Annotated in this window: 18 protein-coding genes and 1 pseudogene; 3 read left to right on the top strand and 16 right to left on the bottom strand. The window is 37.0% G+C overall.

All coding sequences use genetic code 11. From position 1 onward, the window contains the following. On the top strand, positions 1-459 hold the full coding sequence (locus FI644_RS02990) for a hypothetical protein (RefSeq protein ID WP_053477458.1): 459 nt from the start codon (positions 1-3) through the stop codon (positions 457-459). Positions 460-945: 486 nt separating this feature from the next. On the opposite strand, the gene FI644_RS02995 is transcribed toward FI644_RS02990, so the two are convergent. The 8 genes from FI644_RS02995 to FI644_RS03030 form a co-directional block, all read right to left on the bottom strand. After that, entirely contained in the window at positions 946-1,590 is a 645-nt protein-coding gene (locus FI644_RS02995) for a VTT domain-containing protein (RefSeq protein ID WP_379998017.1), read from the bottom strand. Positions 1,591-1,790: 200 nt separating this feature from the next. Next, entirely contained in the window at positions 1,791-3,110 is a 1,320-nt protein-coding gene (gene dnaB / locus FI644_RS03000; RefSeq protein ID WP_245637767.1) for a replicative DNA helicase, read from the bottom strand. Beyond that, a complete protein-coding gene (locus FI644_RS03005) occupies positions 3,040-3,369 on the bottom strand; it encodes a replicative helicase loader/inhibitor (protein WP_056683024.1) in 330 nt (109 codons plus the stop codon). Before FI644_RS03005 ends, dnaB begins: the two co-directional genes overlap by 71 nt. A 15-nt stretch (positions 3,370-3,384) precedes the next feature. After that, positions 3,385-4,203, bottom strand: a complete 819-nt coding sequence (locus tag FI644_RS03010; RefSeq protein ID WP_053474803.1) for a hypothetical protein — start codon at positions 4,201-4,203, stop codon at positions 3,385-3,387. Between the two features lie 243 nt (positions 4,204-4,446). Next, a complete protein-coding gene (locus FI644_RS03015) occupies positions 4,447-4,887 on the bottom strand; it encodes an SRPBCC family protein (protein WP_053474802.1) in 441 nt (146 codons plus the stop codon). A 399-nt stretch (positions 4,888-5,286) separates the two neighbouring features. After that, positions 5,287-6,225, bottom strand: coding sequence for a peroxiredoxin family protein (locus tag FI644_RS03020; RefSeq protein WP_246067000.1), 939 nt, complete (start codon positions 6,223-6,225; stop codon positions 5,287-5,289). A gap of 63 nt (positions 6,226-6,288) precedes the next feature. Beyond that, the gene (locus tag FI644_RS03025; protein ID WP_053474801.1) at positions 6,289-6,519 is read right to left on the bottom strand and encodes a glutaredoxin family protein; all 231 of its coding nucleotides are present in this window, start codon (positions 6,517-6,519) and stop codon (positions 6,289-6,291) included. A gap of 396 nt (positions 6,520-6,915) precedes the next feature. Beyond that, positions 6,916-7,356, bottom strand: coding sequence for an Lrp/AsnC family transcriptional regulator (locus tag FI644_RS03030; protein WP_053477455.1), 441 nt, complete (start codon positions 7,354-7,356; stop codon positions 6,916-6,918). Between the two features lie 120 nt (positions 7,357-7,476). On the opposite strand from FI644_RS03030, the gene FI644_RS03035 reads away from it, so the two are divergent. Continuing rightward, the gene (locus FI644_RS03035; protein ID WP_053474800.1) at positions 7,477-8,031 is read left to right on the top strand and encodes a cysteine hydrolase family protein; all 555 of its coding nucleotides are present in this window, start codon (positions 7,477-7,479) and stop codon (positions 8,029-8,031) included. Positions 8,032-8,477: 446 nt separating this feature from the next. On the opposite strand, the pseudogene FI644_RS03040 reads toward FI644_RS03035, so the two are convergent. The 8 genes and pseudogenes from FI644_RS03040 to FI644_RS03075 all read right to left on the bottom strand — a co-directional run. Next, positions 8,478-8,624: pseudogene (locus tag FI644_RS03040) on the bottom strand (metal-sensing transcriptional repressor); the annotation flags it as partial. A gap of 31 nt (positions 8,625-8,655) precedes the next feature. Next, positions 8,656-8,880, bottom strand: a complete 225-nt coding sequence (locus tag FI644_RS03045) for a hypothetical protein (protein WP_053474798.1) — start codon at positions 8,878-8,880, stop codon at positions 8,656-8,658. A 54-nt stretch (positions 8,881-8,934) separates the two neighbouring features. Further along, a complete protein-coding gene (locus FI644_RS03050) occupies positions 8,935-9,441 on the bottom strand; it encodes a hypothetical protein (RefSeq protein ID WP_082446806.1) in 507 nt (168 codons plus the stop codon). A gap of 188 nt (positions 9,442-9,629) precedes the next feature. Further along, on the bottom strand, positions 9,630-10,307 hold the full coding sequence (locus tag FI644_RS03055; protein WP_246067003.1) for a GNAT family N-acetyltransferase: 678 nt from the start codon (positions 10,305-10,307) through the stop codon (positions 9,630-9,632). 186 nt (positions 10,308-10,493) lie between these two features. Then, complete coding sequence (locus FI644_RS03060) at positions 10,494-10,991, bottom strand: GNAT family N-acetyltransferase (RefSeq protein ID WP_053474795.1); 498 nt, start codon at positions 10,989-10,991, stop codon at positions 10,494-10,496. Positions 10,992-11,166: 175 nt separating this feature from the next. Next, on the bottom strand, positions 11,167-11,571 hold the full coding sequence (locus FI644_RS03065; RefSeq protein WP_246067060.1) for an NUDIX hydrolase: 405 nt from the start codon (positions 11,569-11,571) through the stop codon (positions 11,167-11,169). Between the two features lie 224 nt (positions 11,572-11,795). Beyond that, a complete protein-coding gene (locus FI644_RS03070; RefSeq protein WP_053474794.1) occupies positions 11,796-12,077 on the bottom strand; it encodes an immunity 22 family protein in 282 nt (93 codons plus the stop codon). A 145-nt stretch (positions 12,078-12,222) separates the two neighbouring features. Then, complete coding sequence (locus FI644_RS03075; RefSeq protein ID WP_181758170.1) at positions 12,223-12,708, bottom strand: NUDIX domain-containing protein; 486 nt, start codon at positions 12,706-12,708, stop codon at positions 12,223-12,225. A 216-nt stretch (positions 12,709-12,924) separates the two neighbouring features. Between FI644_RS03075 and FI644_RS03080 the strand changes: the two genes are divergently transcribed. Then, entirely contained in the window at positions 12,925-14,517 is a 1,593-nt protein-coding gene (locus tag FI644_RS03080) for a M2 family metallopeptidase (protein ID WP_142108015.1), read from the top strand. The last annotated feature ends 98 nt before the right edge of the window (positions 14,518-14,615 follow it).

Here is a 14,615-nt window from a genome sequence, read left to right on the forward strand (position 1 = left end):
ATGCAGCTTTTTTCAACATTTGAAACCACGGGATACTTAGAAATGGCCATTTCAACTTTAGAAAAGAGAGGAATACAAAAAGAGGACATATTTGCTGTCCCACTCGATAATCGGGCAGAAGACCATAAAGTTTTTGATACCCTGCATCGCTCAGACGGTACAAGCCTGATTGATATAGGTATGGCGTTAGCTACAGCCTTTTCAGTGATTGGAGCAAGTATAGGATTTAAATTAGAGTGGGGTCCCATTTATTGGGGGCTAATAGGCGCATTTGCTGGGTTCGTTCTTGGCTTTTGCATTCGCCTTTTTATAGAAATGGTTGTAAAGAAAAAGAAAAGAGTTTTAAAAGGCAAGCACTCTGAAATTATCTTAATTGTTGATTGTGAAGAATCACAAGCTGAATTAGTTGAGAATATACTTTGGAGTCATTTTGCGTTAGGAGTAGCAAAGGTAAAGTGATTGAACCATGATACTTGTTGAACGCTCTGTTTGGGTAAATGTATTCCTATTTTTTATACATAAAATAAATAGTCTGAAACTTGCAATAGCGAGCCGAAAATAAGTGGCTGCTTAAGTATAAATTATTTAAAAAGAAGGAACCACTCTGACCTAGGGCAAGACGAGTGCCTATCGTAAATCCAGAGATGACGATGATTCTTGTATGGCCCATACGAAAAGATACTGAATGACAGACAGCATTCTATGATTTTTTCATAAAAAAAGCTTACATATTCAAGGGTGTTTCAGCTTTCACTTTAGTAGATATAAGATACTAAAAACACATTAACAGAAAAACGAAAAAGCCGTCCCCTTTATAACATAGAAAGACGACTTTTCTATTTTTAAATAAAATATATATAATAAGTTTAAACTTCCGCTTTACTATCACTTTTGGTACAGTTCTCCGTGACTATTCTAAGTGCGGAGACCACAGCTTTGGAACCGTCATCCTTTTTTCAATTTTCCCCGAATCACCCCGATAATGGCTGGTAGCACAGAAATAAAGATAATTGCTAAGAGAACCGTTGAAAAGTTGTCTTTGACAATTGGGATATTGCCAAAAAAATAGCCTAAGATCGTACAAATTCCTACCCATCCTGTGGCACCAACCACATTATAAATCAAGAAATACCGGTAATTCATCTTACTCGCCCCTGCAATAAAAGGAATGAACGTGCGAATAAACGGCATAAAGCGGGCGATCACAATTGTTTTTCCTCCATGCTTATTAAAGAAAGCCTGGGCTCTCATCATTTTATCTTGGTTAATCAATCTCCCCATTAAACTTCCATGTGTGATGGTAGTCCCTACTTTACTACCGATATGATAATTGACAGTATCTCCAATGACCGCCGCTAAAAAATAGACAATGACTAGTAAAAAAATGTTAAATGCCCCCATTGCGGCAAGAGCACCACTAGCAAACAGTAAAGAATCACCCGGTAAGAAAGGAAAAATCACAATTCCCGTTTCTACAAATACGATTAAAAATACGATTCCATATGACCATCCGCCAAAGTTTTTGATGATTTCAACTAGATGTTCATCAATATGCAGGATGAAATCAATGATATCTTTAATTATTGTCAAAGTTGTACCCACTTTCATCGTTTTATCATCAGCTAATCTATTTTCACCTATATATGTTATCACAAAACACTCGAACTGCTCACCACTTAACACTATACTAAGGCTTGTTATTTCTATCTTTATTAAGAGAGGCAGCGGATCATGGATACTGTCATCTATTCATTTCTTACCATCGCATACGTAATGAACCGTCCCTTTCCTTACACAAATCTGCCATACTCCTTCTCAAACAACAGCTTAACCATTCCAATCGGCCCATTCCGATGCTTCGCAATATCGATTTCGATGAACTTGTTGTCGGAGTTGTCTTTGTTGTAGTACTCGTCTCTGTAGAGAAGCATGATGAGGTCGGCATCTTGTTCAATGCTTCCGGAGTCACGGAGGTCGGACATTTTCGGGCGCTTGTCCATCCTTTGCTCCACTCCTCTTGATAGCTGGGAAAGGAGAATAATCGGAACCTCATAAAGTCTTGCAATCTGTTTTAACTCCTTTGTGATGCTGGCAATCGCGAGGTCATGGCGATCATATTTTCCCGATACATTGATTAGCTGAAGGTAGTCAATCACAACAAGGTAGTCTTCATCAGGAAATTCCCGCCGCGTTTTCTGGATTTGGGCTCTTAGACATGAGACCGTTTTCTGAGAGGGATCGTGAATCTGGAGATTCCATTGATGGAAGACTCCTAGAGCCGTATTTGCTTTTGCTTGGTCTTCCTCGGTAAATAGTCTGTACGGATTTTTCCATTTGGCTCCGTCAATTTTTGAGAGGCTGCTTAAGATTCGTTTGGCGAGCTGTTTTTTTGGCATTTCTAGCGAAAACACATCGACAACACCACCTTTTTTACAGCAATTCATCGCCAATGACAAGGCAAAAGCCGTTTTTCCCATGGATGGCCGAGCAGCCAGCACAATCAAATCCCCCTTGCTCCAGCCGCTTGTCATCCGATTGAGGGAGTCAAAGCCTGTATCGATCCCATTTAAGTCGCCTTGGTCCTCATACATTTCATTAAAAATGTCCATTATCAGATCGTGTTTCGTTTCTTCATGTGTCATGCCAATTTCCTGGAGTCTGATAAAGGTCTGATAGAAGCGCTCTGCCTCGGCCAATCTCCCATCATTTAAAAAACTAGCCGCTGCCCGTTTTAACTCGCGAAGCTTATAATGCTCGAGCACGATCTGCTGGTAGTCTTCAAGGTGAACGGTTGTCGGACAGCTTACGGCAAGACTTGTCAAATAGCTTACGCCGCCAATCGATTCAATCAGACTGCCAAGCTTATTGACCACTGTGACTACATCAATTCCCTGTGATTCCTGGCGCAGCTCTGTCATCACTTGAAAAATAAGCTGATTCTTCTTTTGTGAAAAATGATAAGGTTCTAGAATTAATTCAAATATGCAGTCAGGTTCTAAAAAAACAGCTCCTAGAACCATATTTTCCGCTGCGATCTCTTCACTTTCGGATGGATGGGGATAGCCAGTCAGGAGTTGGTTTCCTTCTGGCCAATTGCTGATCTCGTACAATACGCTCCCTCCCTTCCTGCTCCCATTGTTTGGTTTGCTGAAGAAAATGATTTTCTCTCTCCTGAAATACCGTAATCTCGGCCAGCACTGGCGGAAAGGGATGCTTCGCAATATGAGCGGTCAATTTTTGCATGACAAGCGTAAAATCCATTTCCTTCATCACTCTTAGCCACATGAACACCATTTCATCACTGATTTTAACTTGCGGATACACCGATTCAATGGTCGCTAACACTTGAATGAGTTCTTTCTTATCCATTGTCCCCAAACCTCACTATTGGAGGATCCCTTGCATTTCGAGCCGGGCAATGCGGTCCAGAAGGGTTTCTTTTTGTGGTTTCTTCCTTTTCCACTCAGATTTCCCAAGGCGTGTGACAATTGCTGCCTCATAATAGGCCATGCTGTTGATGCGCTGCTGTGGCGATTTTTGCTGATAGGTCGAATGAATATTCTCCATCCAATTCAGCAGCTTTTCTAACGGGACTTCCATCCTGGCGACTTTTTCAATTGCATTCATGTCCTTCGCTGACAAGGCTGCTCCACGATTGCGGAGCTGAAGGAAACGCTCCGTGATGGCATTCATTCTTGCGCTTTGGTCCATCTCTCCATTCTCTTTCGGCTGATCCTTCTCTTCCACTAACTTTTCCTCTTTCTTCTCTCTTTCTTGATTTTGTTCCACTTTCGTATCGTCCTCGTTTTCAGATGGTTCTGTCGTCGTTCCGCGAAAAGAAGGGCAAAAAAAATCGACGAATCCCTCCGATTGGATTTCTTCACAGTTTAATAAAGTAAACAACGTTCCCACATTCGTTTCCTCAACCGTAATTAACCGTTTTTTCACGAGCTTATCCACCGACCGCTTGATGGTGCTCTTGGAATACTGCTTCTCTCCTCTGCCTTCCCGGTAGCCAAGATCCTCCACTAACTTGGAAAATGCCCTTATGTATTGCCCGCGTTTTAACTTCACACCGCTTACCATCCTTCCGTCCTCTCTTGTTGCTCGTGTCAGCAGCAAAAGATAAAGCCGAAACGGAACAATTTCTTTCCATAAATCAACCTCGACCACATCTCGATTCAATTTCACCCAGCCGCACATATTTTCCCCGCCTTCCCATTATGTTTCTCCTCACCTTATACATATAGAAATGCAGCCAAAAAGGACAGGGTCATTGTAAAAAAATAAAGGGATGGGAATCCAGTTTGCTAATTAAAAAGATCAGGTGCTGTGAACACCTGATCAGCGCAGCTGTCAGCCGCAAAGTGGCTCGCTGCCTAACTATTGATTATTAAAAAAGAAGTAACCACTATAGCAGGGTTACTTCTTTTTGTTTTTGAAAAACTATGAGAATACTGCAATTTTACGTGCGATAGATTCTGTTAAACGAGAGGCTACCTTTGGAACAGCCCATTTAATAATTGGTGTTAACACCGCACCCGATATTCCACCTGCATGGACGTTCACCGTACAAGTCATTGTTGTTTTCCCATTCACTTCTTCTGCAGTAAAGTGACCGCTTCCTGTAAAATTATCTGATAAACCTTTTAGTTCAAATTTAATATTTGAAGGTTCATTCCATTCAGTAATATCTACTTGCGCTTTTATTGTTTTTCTAATCCCTTTTACATTGCCTTCAAATGTCCAAATAGATTGCTTGTCATTTATAATTTCATGTTCTTTATAGGCAGGTACTGTCGTTGCCCATTTTTCAAGATCACTGACATAGTCCCAAACTGCTTGTACATCTACTGGAATTTCTACTGTATGTGTTCCCGTTGCCATTATGATTCCCACTTTCACTATGTATGAATTGTAAATTTGCATTCCTACAATATTATTATTACATAAAAAAGGTAAACTCACATCAATTATACATAGTGAAATATTTTTTGCTCTGTAAATGCTCCCTTTAATGGAATAACTGTAATAAGTCCTCAATTCCAATTAAAAATAAACACACATATATAAACAATTGAGCTAGACCACAGCAAAGTGACTAAAAACTAAAATAGGAGCAACGTTTTTTCTAGTTGCTCCATTCAGTTCATGTTACCCGTTATTAAATGAAACATTACTCAATCTTTGATAAAAAAAGAGAGTTGCCAATCATTTAAATGCGAAGCATGGTAAACTGCCCGCCCCCGAACAATGACTTTGTATAAGCTTTTACTTACTATTTTTTCAATCAATATTTTCTATTAACTGGTTCATCATCTCTTTATCCATAGGCCCAACTATTTTCTTGCGTACAATCCCATTGGAATCAATCAGATAACTTGTTGGAATGGTTATGGCTCGATATTGGTCGCCAACATCCCCATCTTGGTCGAGTAAAATAGGAAAAGTTACATTTCTCTCTCTCTCAAATTCCTTTATATTTCCCGGATTTTTCTCTGAAGTCGTCAAATTGACGGCAAGTATTTCCACTTCTGTTTTGTCACTTGATTCATAAAAATCCTGCATATGCGGGATTTCTGCTTTACAGGGCGGACACCAGGTTGCCCAGAAATTTAAAATTACCTTTTTCCCTTGCAAATCAGACAGTTTTACATCCGTACCGTTTAATGCCTTTAATTGAAAATCAGGTGCTTTATTTCCTTCCTGAAGTCCAATTTCTACTGTCTTTGTGCCAGATGTATTTACTTTCGGCTTATCCTCATTTAAAAAAAGATTCAATAAAAATGAACCACTCAGAACAGCAAAGGCAAAAACAAGTATCGACTGCAGAATCATACTGTTAGTTATTTTTAGTTTTCTGGCTTTCAACACGAAATAGATTAACGCACCAAGTATTCCTAAAATGAATCCTTTCGTTCCACCGGTAAAATACACTAACGACATTGGACTTTCAATAATTAATTTCGGCTCCAGCAGCAGCAGACTCCCTTTCCAAATCAGAAAGCCCCAAAAAACACTGTTTAATGCCAGCTCAAATAATTGTTTTCCCAATTCCTTTTTTTGTGAACGCAGCAGCCATAGTTTCAGAAAAACAAATCCGATTACAATGGCAATGCCAAAAATAATCCATTTCAACATAATAGTAAAAGAACCAATTTGGATAACCTCTATTCCCGTCTTCCCCCTTCTTTTTAAGTTAATGCAATCTGTAGTTCCAAGCACTTATGCCGCTTTGACATATGACTCCTGCATCTTTATCCTTGAATAATTCCGGTTCTTACGTTTCTACTTTACTAATCTCATAACCTTTTCCGGATCAAACCCTACTACCCATTGGCCGTTAATTTCAGTTTGCGGTACGCCCAACTGACCAGTAGCTGCAACTAAACGGTCAGCGGCAGTCTGATCCATTTGTACGTTCACTTCCTTGAATGGAAGTCCTTGATCCTTTAAGAAATTCTTCATCATCACACAATATGGACAAGTATTTGTTGTGTAAACTGTAATTTGGTTCATTATAAATGCTCCTCTTCTTTAGGGAATATACACTCAATTAAAAGCTTTAAAAATCAGGTAAATGACTCCTGCCAGGAGCCATACAATTGTTCCTGGTCAGATTGGAAGCGGCTGTTTAACCTTTTTTCCATCTCCAGAAACCTTTGTCCGGCTGATTCCTCAAGAACCAGTCGTGGAGCACTCTTTGATTTTTCTTTCCTTATCGGACATTATATAACCCCCTAAATAATGATTATTAATTACCCATTAGGGTATTAAAACATTTAAAAATAAAAGAGGCGAAACCTCTTCTAACAAACATTAACATACCTTCATATTATACCTATAAGGGTATGCAGTCAACCAAATTGCATTGGTGTGATTTCTTAAACTTAAGACCATTAACTTTAATCTCTATCATGTGGCTGATAACGGATTCTCTTGTTTAATTTCCTTTATGGATAAATGCAGACTATAATTTCCATATTCGAGAAGTTCATTAAGAAAAAGATTTAACTGATCTTGTGATTTAACTTTTATTTTTATATGGTAGCAGCCTTCTCCCGATACCCTGTGAACTTCAAGTACTTCATTTCGGTCCTGTACAAAACGTATAAATGAATCATGGTTTGCTGTTTTCATATAAATAATAACAAACGCAGTAAAAATCAATCCTAATTTCATTTCATCTACTAGCAGAGTGTAGGCGTTAATTACCCCGCTATCCTCTAGTTTTTTGATACGGTTCCCTACTGCCTGCCCTGTCATATGAATTTGTTGACCGAGATCTTTCCATTGAATACGGGAGTTTTCGGATAGTAACCGAAGGATCTGAAAATCAATATTATCAAGTTCCATCATAAATTCCTTTCACCATGAAATGATTTAATACAAAAGGGTTTCATCAAAGTATCGATAGAAATAACCATATTATTTATCCTTATATTGTAACAAAATTTTATGAATGAGGTGGATAATATGAGCACAGCTTTAATCATTGTCGATATTCAAAACGACTATTTTCCAAACGGAAAGATGGAGTTAAGCAATCCTGATCAAGCAGCTGCTAATGCTGCTAAAGTTCTTGATTGGTTTAGACAAAATAACAAAGAAAACATTTATCATGTTCAGCATATCGCAAGCAGTCCAGAGTTAGGCTTCTTTCTTCCAAATACAGAGGGGGCTGAACTACATGAAACGGTTCTGCCATTAGAACATGAAAACATGATCGTAAAAAATTTCCCTAACAGCTTTTTAAAGACTGATTTAGAAAGCAAATTAAGAGAAAAAGGTGTAACCATGGTAGTCGTTGTAGGGATGATGACACATATGTGTATTGATGCAACTGTAAGAGCTGCAGTCGATTTAGGCTTTGAAACTACACTTATTGGTGATGCATGTGCAACAAGGGACTTATATTATGAAAATAAAGTCGTGCCAGCAGAACAGGTTCATTATGCGTTTGTCGGCGCACTTAATGGCATGTATGCCAATGTAATTTCAACTGAGGATTTCCTGCAGCAAAACAACTAATTCAATTCAAAAGGGAGTTTGTTTAAAAACAAACTCCCTTCGTGTATGCATGAGATTGCATAGGCGGAGATTTTCCGGCTATTTTATAGAGACGAAGCTTAAGAGGCAGAAATAAGCGGAGATTTTCCGGTTAACTGCTCTATATAAGACAAAATCCAAAGATTTAGATGCAATAAGCGGAAAAACTCCCTTTATTTTTAAGGAAATATAGGTATTTCCCAATTTAAACGGAATTTCTCCGTCTATTTTCAAAAACTGTAAAATCAACAGGCAGTTAACTTATTAAATAATCGCTGCCTACCCGTTTTAATAATTTATAAAAGGTCTCTCTCTTCTCCCCTCTTGTGAATAGACCTCGATTATCTTTTCTACTGTTTCATACAATTCTTCTGGGGCAATATACACTATAGGGGTATAAAAATGGTGAAAAATTATTCCCTATCAATCTATAAAGTTTTGTTATTTTTCATTAGCTTTTGAATCGTCACAACTAGTTCATCTAAAACTTCGTCATCCCCTTCTGAATGGCGATCGACGACACAGCCCTTTAAATGACCTTCCAAAAGAATTTTAGCTACTCTATTTAATGCAGAATCAAGGAAAGTGTCCGATTGCGGAAAATAGTTATTGATTATAAACATTTATTTGGAGAATGATCCTACTTTGTTTAGTCCTAATCATTTTCTTAGCAACCAAACCTCCAGCTAAAGCTGATCCTACAGCAATTATTGGGATAAATAATGTTGTGTTTAGATACAATGCAGTGAAATAACCTAAACTAGGAACTAATACGAAAACAAATAAAAGGACAAAAATAGATTGGCGAATATTTAATTTCATTATGTTCATTTGAATCCCCCGTTCATTTTGTAATTTAAGGAGGATAGCTCTCCTTTAATCCATTTAATATGTACACCAGAATACCCTTTCAGCTATCGGTTCAATGGCGGGAACCTTTATGAAATGTAACAAAAGGTCCGTTTCGCTCGCTCCAACATATTCATTCTTATCTACATTATAATATTGAAGGACCTCAACCTTATAATAGCCATTTTCGATGTCAATCTTATAATCGGAACAATTTTGATCAGGTACATTCTGATCTTCAAACTGAGCAGCCATTGTCAGGCAGTCGTAATCCACTAAATATAGCTGATTTTCCGTTACTTCTATATATCCTGCGGCTTTCCTAAAGCATGTATGGGCTATTTCTTCTGTCCCTACTCTCACGTCTACTTTCCAAGAATATTCAATTCCTTCTTCCGTCATTTGAAAAACCAAAAGATGCCCTTGTTTCATTTCGTCTCCAAAATGCTGCAAAAGACTATCAAACTCCCAATCTTCATCTACGAATGATTTGTATTTAGCCGCATTCGCCACTCCAATAAAATTTGTATCACCAAACTTCATACAAAACCTCATTTTTTTCCCCCTCGTTTAATTATTTTTTTTGAATAAAGCAGAGGAATATAACTCTATACATAAAAAAGAGTGACATTCTTATTTTGGAGTTTCGCCCGTTCGTTTACATACAATCCTTCACAAGTTGATAGTTATACTTCTTCCAAATAGAATTTTTAAAAGATACAGTAATCCTATTAATATTTTTTTGCTAATAAATCGTTCAATCTTTGTTTAACTGACTCCCATTCACTATCAATAATACTGTAAAAAATATTGTCGTGAATGGTACCATCTGCCTTTACCCTATGTTTACGAAAATTTCCCTCTTTTGTTGCCCCTATTCGTTCAACTGCTTTTTGTGAACGTACGTTTTGTCCACTTACTGAAAATTGGACACGAAGGACCTTTAATTCTTCAAAGCAATACGTAAGTAATAATAATTTACATTCGGTGTTTACCTTTGTTTTCCAAACCTCGGGTGAAAGCCAGGTCCAACCTATTTCCACATTCCTATTTACTTTATCAATATCACCAATGCGAGTTGTCCCAATTACTCGACCAGTCCTTTTATCCTTAATAATAAAAGGGATTTGTTTACCCTCCTTTTTATTTTTAACAGCCATTATTAATACTTGTTCCAGGTCATCCACTGTGTTAATTTCTCGCCACGTATATTTCCATACTTCAGGGCTCTGTAATGCTTCATATAATAATTCCGTATCCTTTAATTCAAGAGGAATTAGTGAAACCGTCTCTCCTTCTAGAGTTATATCCTTTTCAATTTCCATCGCAGCTCTCTCCCTTTTCCCAAAATAGCAACTAGCAGTTGTACCTGTAAATTCCATACTAATAAGAATATCTCCTTCTTTCATAAAGAAAGAGCACCATTCTTGCTGTAGAATTGTGCCCAATTGTTGAATATCTATTACCTTCTAATAGCTTGTTATACTGAACAACGTTACTCGTTTGATTGTAATCTTATAAGTAGTACACCAAGGATTATCTTCTTTTTCCTTATCAAAAGTAAAAATAGTTACTTACTGAAGCCACTCAATCGTTTACTTATTTTCTAATGTTGTCATCATATCCCACGAAGTTCCATCTATACCGACTTTCACAAATCCTTGTCTTTCATACAAACGAAGAGCGGGATTATTAGGATCAACACTTAATGATAATGAAGTGAAACCAGAGTCCTTAGCTGTTCTAATCATTTCATTAAGAAGTAAAGTTCCTAGCCCTAGCCCTCTATATTCTGGTAAAACAGCCATGCTAAGTACTGGAGTGTTTTTATCAATAAATCCATACGTTTTAGTTGTTTCATCAAATAAACGTGTCCATATTGCACCAACTGGGTTTTCGCTTGAGTCCGTCGCGATTAAGGCTATATCCCCTTGTCTCCCCCAATTACTTACATACTTTGATAAATCAGGCTGGTTTAAAATTTCTCGTGAAGGTTTTACATCACCTTCTGCAATAAAAATAGCTTGATAAAGCATTTCCCATAAAAAATCAATATCCCGTTCTGTTGCTGTCCTTATCTTGTATCCTGTCAAGTTCATTGCTCCTTCCTATATTTAATAAAAAGACAATTAAAGAGCAGAAGTAAGCCTTGATAATATGGAATTGTAGAAGAGGCTATTATAATAGAAGAAAATTGGCCACTTACTCATTGACATTCATCACTATACTCCCAATTTTATTAAACGCTTTAAGTTTATATACGATTTCCTACTCTATAAGTTTTACAATTCCATCTTTGTACGCAAATAAATAATTGCCCTCTTTTTCTAATAGAACAGGTAAATATTGAGTGACCATTTCAGCAATCCCTAAGTTATTTGGATTCAATATCCAATCAATTTTTTTCCAATCAAGAATCCCTTCCCTCGTTTTTTGTAAGGGTTCATTTCCGAATGTCTTATCTACTTCGAACAAATACACATATAATCCATCTTTTTCTTCATCATCTTTCTCCCATGTAATTACACCTTTTGAATAATATTCGTTTACTGTAAAACCTGTTTCTTCTAAAACTTCACGTTTTGCACCCTCGTCAGAATTTTCGTCTGCTTCATTTTTACCGCCAACCCCATTCCACACTCCCATAATTGGCGGCTTTTCACGATTCAACATTAAGATACGGTCATTGCTCTTTAAAAAACATACATTGTATTTAAACATGAATTCATCTCCACAATTAAATTGTTTTCTTATTGCACTACAATTTGTAATTCAACTAAACTGCTCTTAGCTTTATTACTTCAACAAAAAAAGCGTTAATCCTTGTTCGATTAACGTGCCCTTTAATGGAATAACTAAAATATGGCCTCTGTCCTAAAATCACTTATCCCTTGGAGCTAGTATAGAAGTATGGACACTCCTTTCATTCTAATAAAATTCGGAATAACAGCATCATCGTATGAACAACCGTCTAATAGGGCTGGAAGGTTCTTCGTTTCTTGATCAAAATACTCCGCTTCCATAAAATCCTCATCAAAATAATCAATTTGAAAGTCCTTTTCAAATGTTGATGGGATTGCATCCCCATCTTCAGTGTAAGTAATTAAAAGGTAATTTTGAAGGTCATTATTTGATTTAAATTTACCTACCCATAATGACACAAAACCTTCTTCTTCCATCAAATACTTCCTCCCTATGTAGCTATTGAACATTCCATTAAGTTTGTCCATGCCGTACTATGTACAATGTAGTTTTTTGCTTCCTTTAATTCCTCCATTGGCTAATTCTAATTACACCTTAATATTAATAAATTAGAAAGATGAATTAATTCAATTCTATACGGAGTTTGTCTAATCTATAATCCTCAATTAGGTCGATGCTTTTTTTGTTCTTAACATAGTTTTTGATTTGCTGGTTAATATTTGGTATCAGTAAAATGGAGTCTAGTTCCTCGAGAGGAATCCACTTGACTGCCGATTGGTTTGGGTCTGGAAATTCAGGTAATCGTGGCATTGAATTATTCTTTATTTTACATTCAAAAATGAGATGTAATGCGTGTTGCTCATTGGCATTATAATCACCAGATTGTTGATGAGGAGCAAACTCGTAAATTAACGCTAATGGTCCAACATCCACTTGAGCTGTAGTTTCTTCTAACACTTCCCTTGCAACACCATCAATTATAGTTTCACCTGGCTCTAGCCCTCCACCAGGTAAATTATAATGAATCCCATTATCATTGTATTCAACTAAAAGGACAGAATTATTTTCAATAATTAAAGCGGTACATCGAATTCTTACATGCGACAAGATTTCACACCTCATTAAATAAATTTAGAATGCTATTCAATTAAAAGACATCAGGTACCCATATTAACAAATTAGTCAAACACCATAGCCAATTATATTTTTACACCATACTTTTTAAATATTTTTTTATAAGCTTTTAAAGGTTTAAGAATACCTTTAACGAATTCTTAATAATGTTACTATTTTGATACTTAGATATAGAAAGGTAGGATAAATATGGAAACACTACAAACATTTCTAAAAGATATCAATGACCAAATGCAAGTATTATTTAAAGATGTGACTCAATCAAGCTGGATGGCCCAAACAACTGGAGACCCTGAGTGGGCTGCTAAATTAAGTGAAGCTGAAACTCGATACAATCTTTTATTCTCTTCAAAAGATTCATACGAGAAAACAAAACAATTTCTAGCAACGGAAAACTTAACGGAGATCGAAAAACGTCAGCTTCAACTTCTGCTAAGCGAAATGGAAGGGAATCAACTCCCTGAAGAAGTGATTGCTGATTTATCAAAACGCTCTTCCGAACTAAATTTATTATTTAACACATACGCACCTGTTGTGGATGGCAAGAAGTATTCTGCCAATGATATTCGAGAGATATTGGTTAATAGTGATGACCAAGAATTACGCAAAAAAGTATGGTTTGCAAGTAAGGAAGTTGGTAAAGTCGTAGAAAAAGACCTGCTTGAGCTTGTGAAGAAGCGCAATGAAGCTGCACAACTACTTGGTTATGATAACCATCATCAAATGGGCTTTGCTCTTCAAGAACTTGACCGTGACGAGGTATTCGCTATTTTCAACGACCTTATTGCTCAATCAGACGAAGCATACCGCTCAATGAAGAAAGAACTAGATGAACGTTTAGCAACTCGATTTGGGATTAATTCAGAGGATATACGCCCATGGCATTATGTCGATCCATTTTTCCAAGAGGCACCACCATCTGATTCAACCAATCTAGATCCTTTTTATCAAGGGAAGGATATTGTCCAAATCACAACAGATACGTTTAACTCAATGGGAATCGAAATTGATGACCTATATGCAAAAAGTGATTTGCTCCCTAGAGAAAAGAAAAACCCAACAGCCTTTTGCACGGATATTGATCGCGAAGGTGACGTTCGTGTCCTTTGTAACTTAACGGAAGATGCGTATTGGATGGAAACGAACCTACATGAGTTTGGCCATGCGGCTTATTTCAAATATGTAGACTCTAGCCTTCCATTCGGATTACGTACAGTTAGTCATACCTTAACAACCGAATCGATCGCGATGTTATTTGGAAAAATGGGCAAAGACCCACGTTGGTTAAAGCGCTTCTTACAAGTTGATGAAGCAACAGTAAATGAGCTTGCTCCTGAATTAGAAAAGTACCAACAGTTACAAATGCTTATTGCAGCAAGATGGATTATTACCTTTGTATTTTTTGAAAAAGAACTATACGAAAATCCTGATCAAGATTTAAACGCTTTATGGTGGAAAACAGTAAATGAAGTTCAGCTAGTCACTCCTCCTGATTCAACTGATCAACCCGATTGGGCTGCAAAAATTCATTTTACACTCGCACCTATTTACTACCAAAATTATCTACTTGGAGAATTAATGGCAGCACAGCTTCTTCGTCATATTGAAACGAAGATTTCTCCTGAATTTTTCACAAAAGAAACGGGAGAAATGCTCATTAATCAATTCTTCAAACCAGCTGCCCTTTATGACTGGAATGAAAAAATTAGCCGTGTAACGGGTGAAAAATTAAACCCTGCTCACTTTGTTGATGTTTATTGCAAAACTCAGGTAAAAAGTTAATTAGTGAAAAAAAGGATAGCTTGGACTATATGAACCGAACCCTGAATAGTAGACACTTTAAAAAAAGTGGATCTATTCGGGGTTTTTTATTTGTTCTA

It is taken from the genome of Cytobacillus solani (assembly GCF_006704205.1).
GTDB lineage: Bacteria > Bacillota > Bacilli > Bacillales > Cytobacillaceae > Cytobacillus > Cytobacillus solani.

Bases quoted from the DNA above. Each gene is read 5' to 3' on its own strand.
- FI644_RS03045 (WP_053474798.1), bottom strand. From the start codon at position 8,880: ATGAACATAATGAAATTAAATATTCGCCAATCTATTTTTGTCCTTTTA.
- FI644_RS03055 (WP_246067003.1), bottom strand. From the start codon at position 10,307: ATGAAAGAAGGAGATATTCTTATTAGTATGGAATTTACAGGTACAACT.
- FI644_RS03080 (WP_142108015.1), top strand. From the start codon at position 12,925: ATGGAAACACTACAAACATTTCTAAAAGATATCAATGACCAAATGCAA.
- FI644_RS03030 (WP_053477455.1), bottom strand. From the start codon at position 7,356: ATGGAACTTGATAATATTGATTTTCAGATCCTTCGGTTACTATCCGAA.
- FI644_RS03005 (WP_056683024.1), bottom strand. From the start codon at position 3,369: ATGGATAAGAAAGAACTCATTCAAGTGTTAGCGACCATTGAATCGGTG.
- FI644_RS03070 (WP_053474794.1), bottom strand. From the start codon at position 12,077: ATGGAAGAAGAAGGTTTTGTGTCATTATGGGTAGGTAAATTTAAATCA.
- FI644_RS03035 (WP_053474800.1), top strand. From the start codon at position 7,477: ATGAGCACAGCTTTAATCATTGTCGATATTCAAAACGACTATTTTCCA.
- FI644_RS02990 (WP_053477458.1), top strand. From the start codon at position 1: ATGCAGCTTTTTTCAACATTTGAAACCACGGGATACTTAGAAATGGCC.
- FI644_RS03015 (WP_053474802.1), bottom strand. From the start codon at position 4,887: ATGGCAACGGGAACACATACAGTAGAAATTCCAGTAGATGTACAAGCA.
- FI644_RS03010 (WP_053474803.1), bottom strand. From the start codon at position 4,203: ATGTGCGGCTGGGTGAAATTGAATCGAGATGTGGTCGAGGTTGATTTA.
- FI644_RS03025 (WP_053474801.1), bottom strand. From the start codon at position 6,519: ATGAACCAAATTACAGTTTACACAACAAATACTTGTCCATATTGTGTG.
- FI644_RS03065 (WP_246067060.1), bottom strand. From the start codon at position 11,571: ATGTTGAATCGTGAAAAGCCGCCAATTATGGGAGTGTGGAATGGGGTT.
- FI644_RS03050 (WP_082446806.1), bottom strand. From the start codon at position 9,441: ATGAAGTTTGGTGATACAAATTTTATTGGAGTGGCGAATGCGGCTAAA.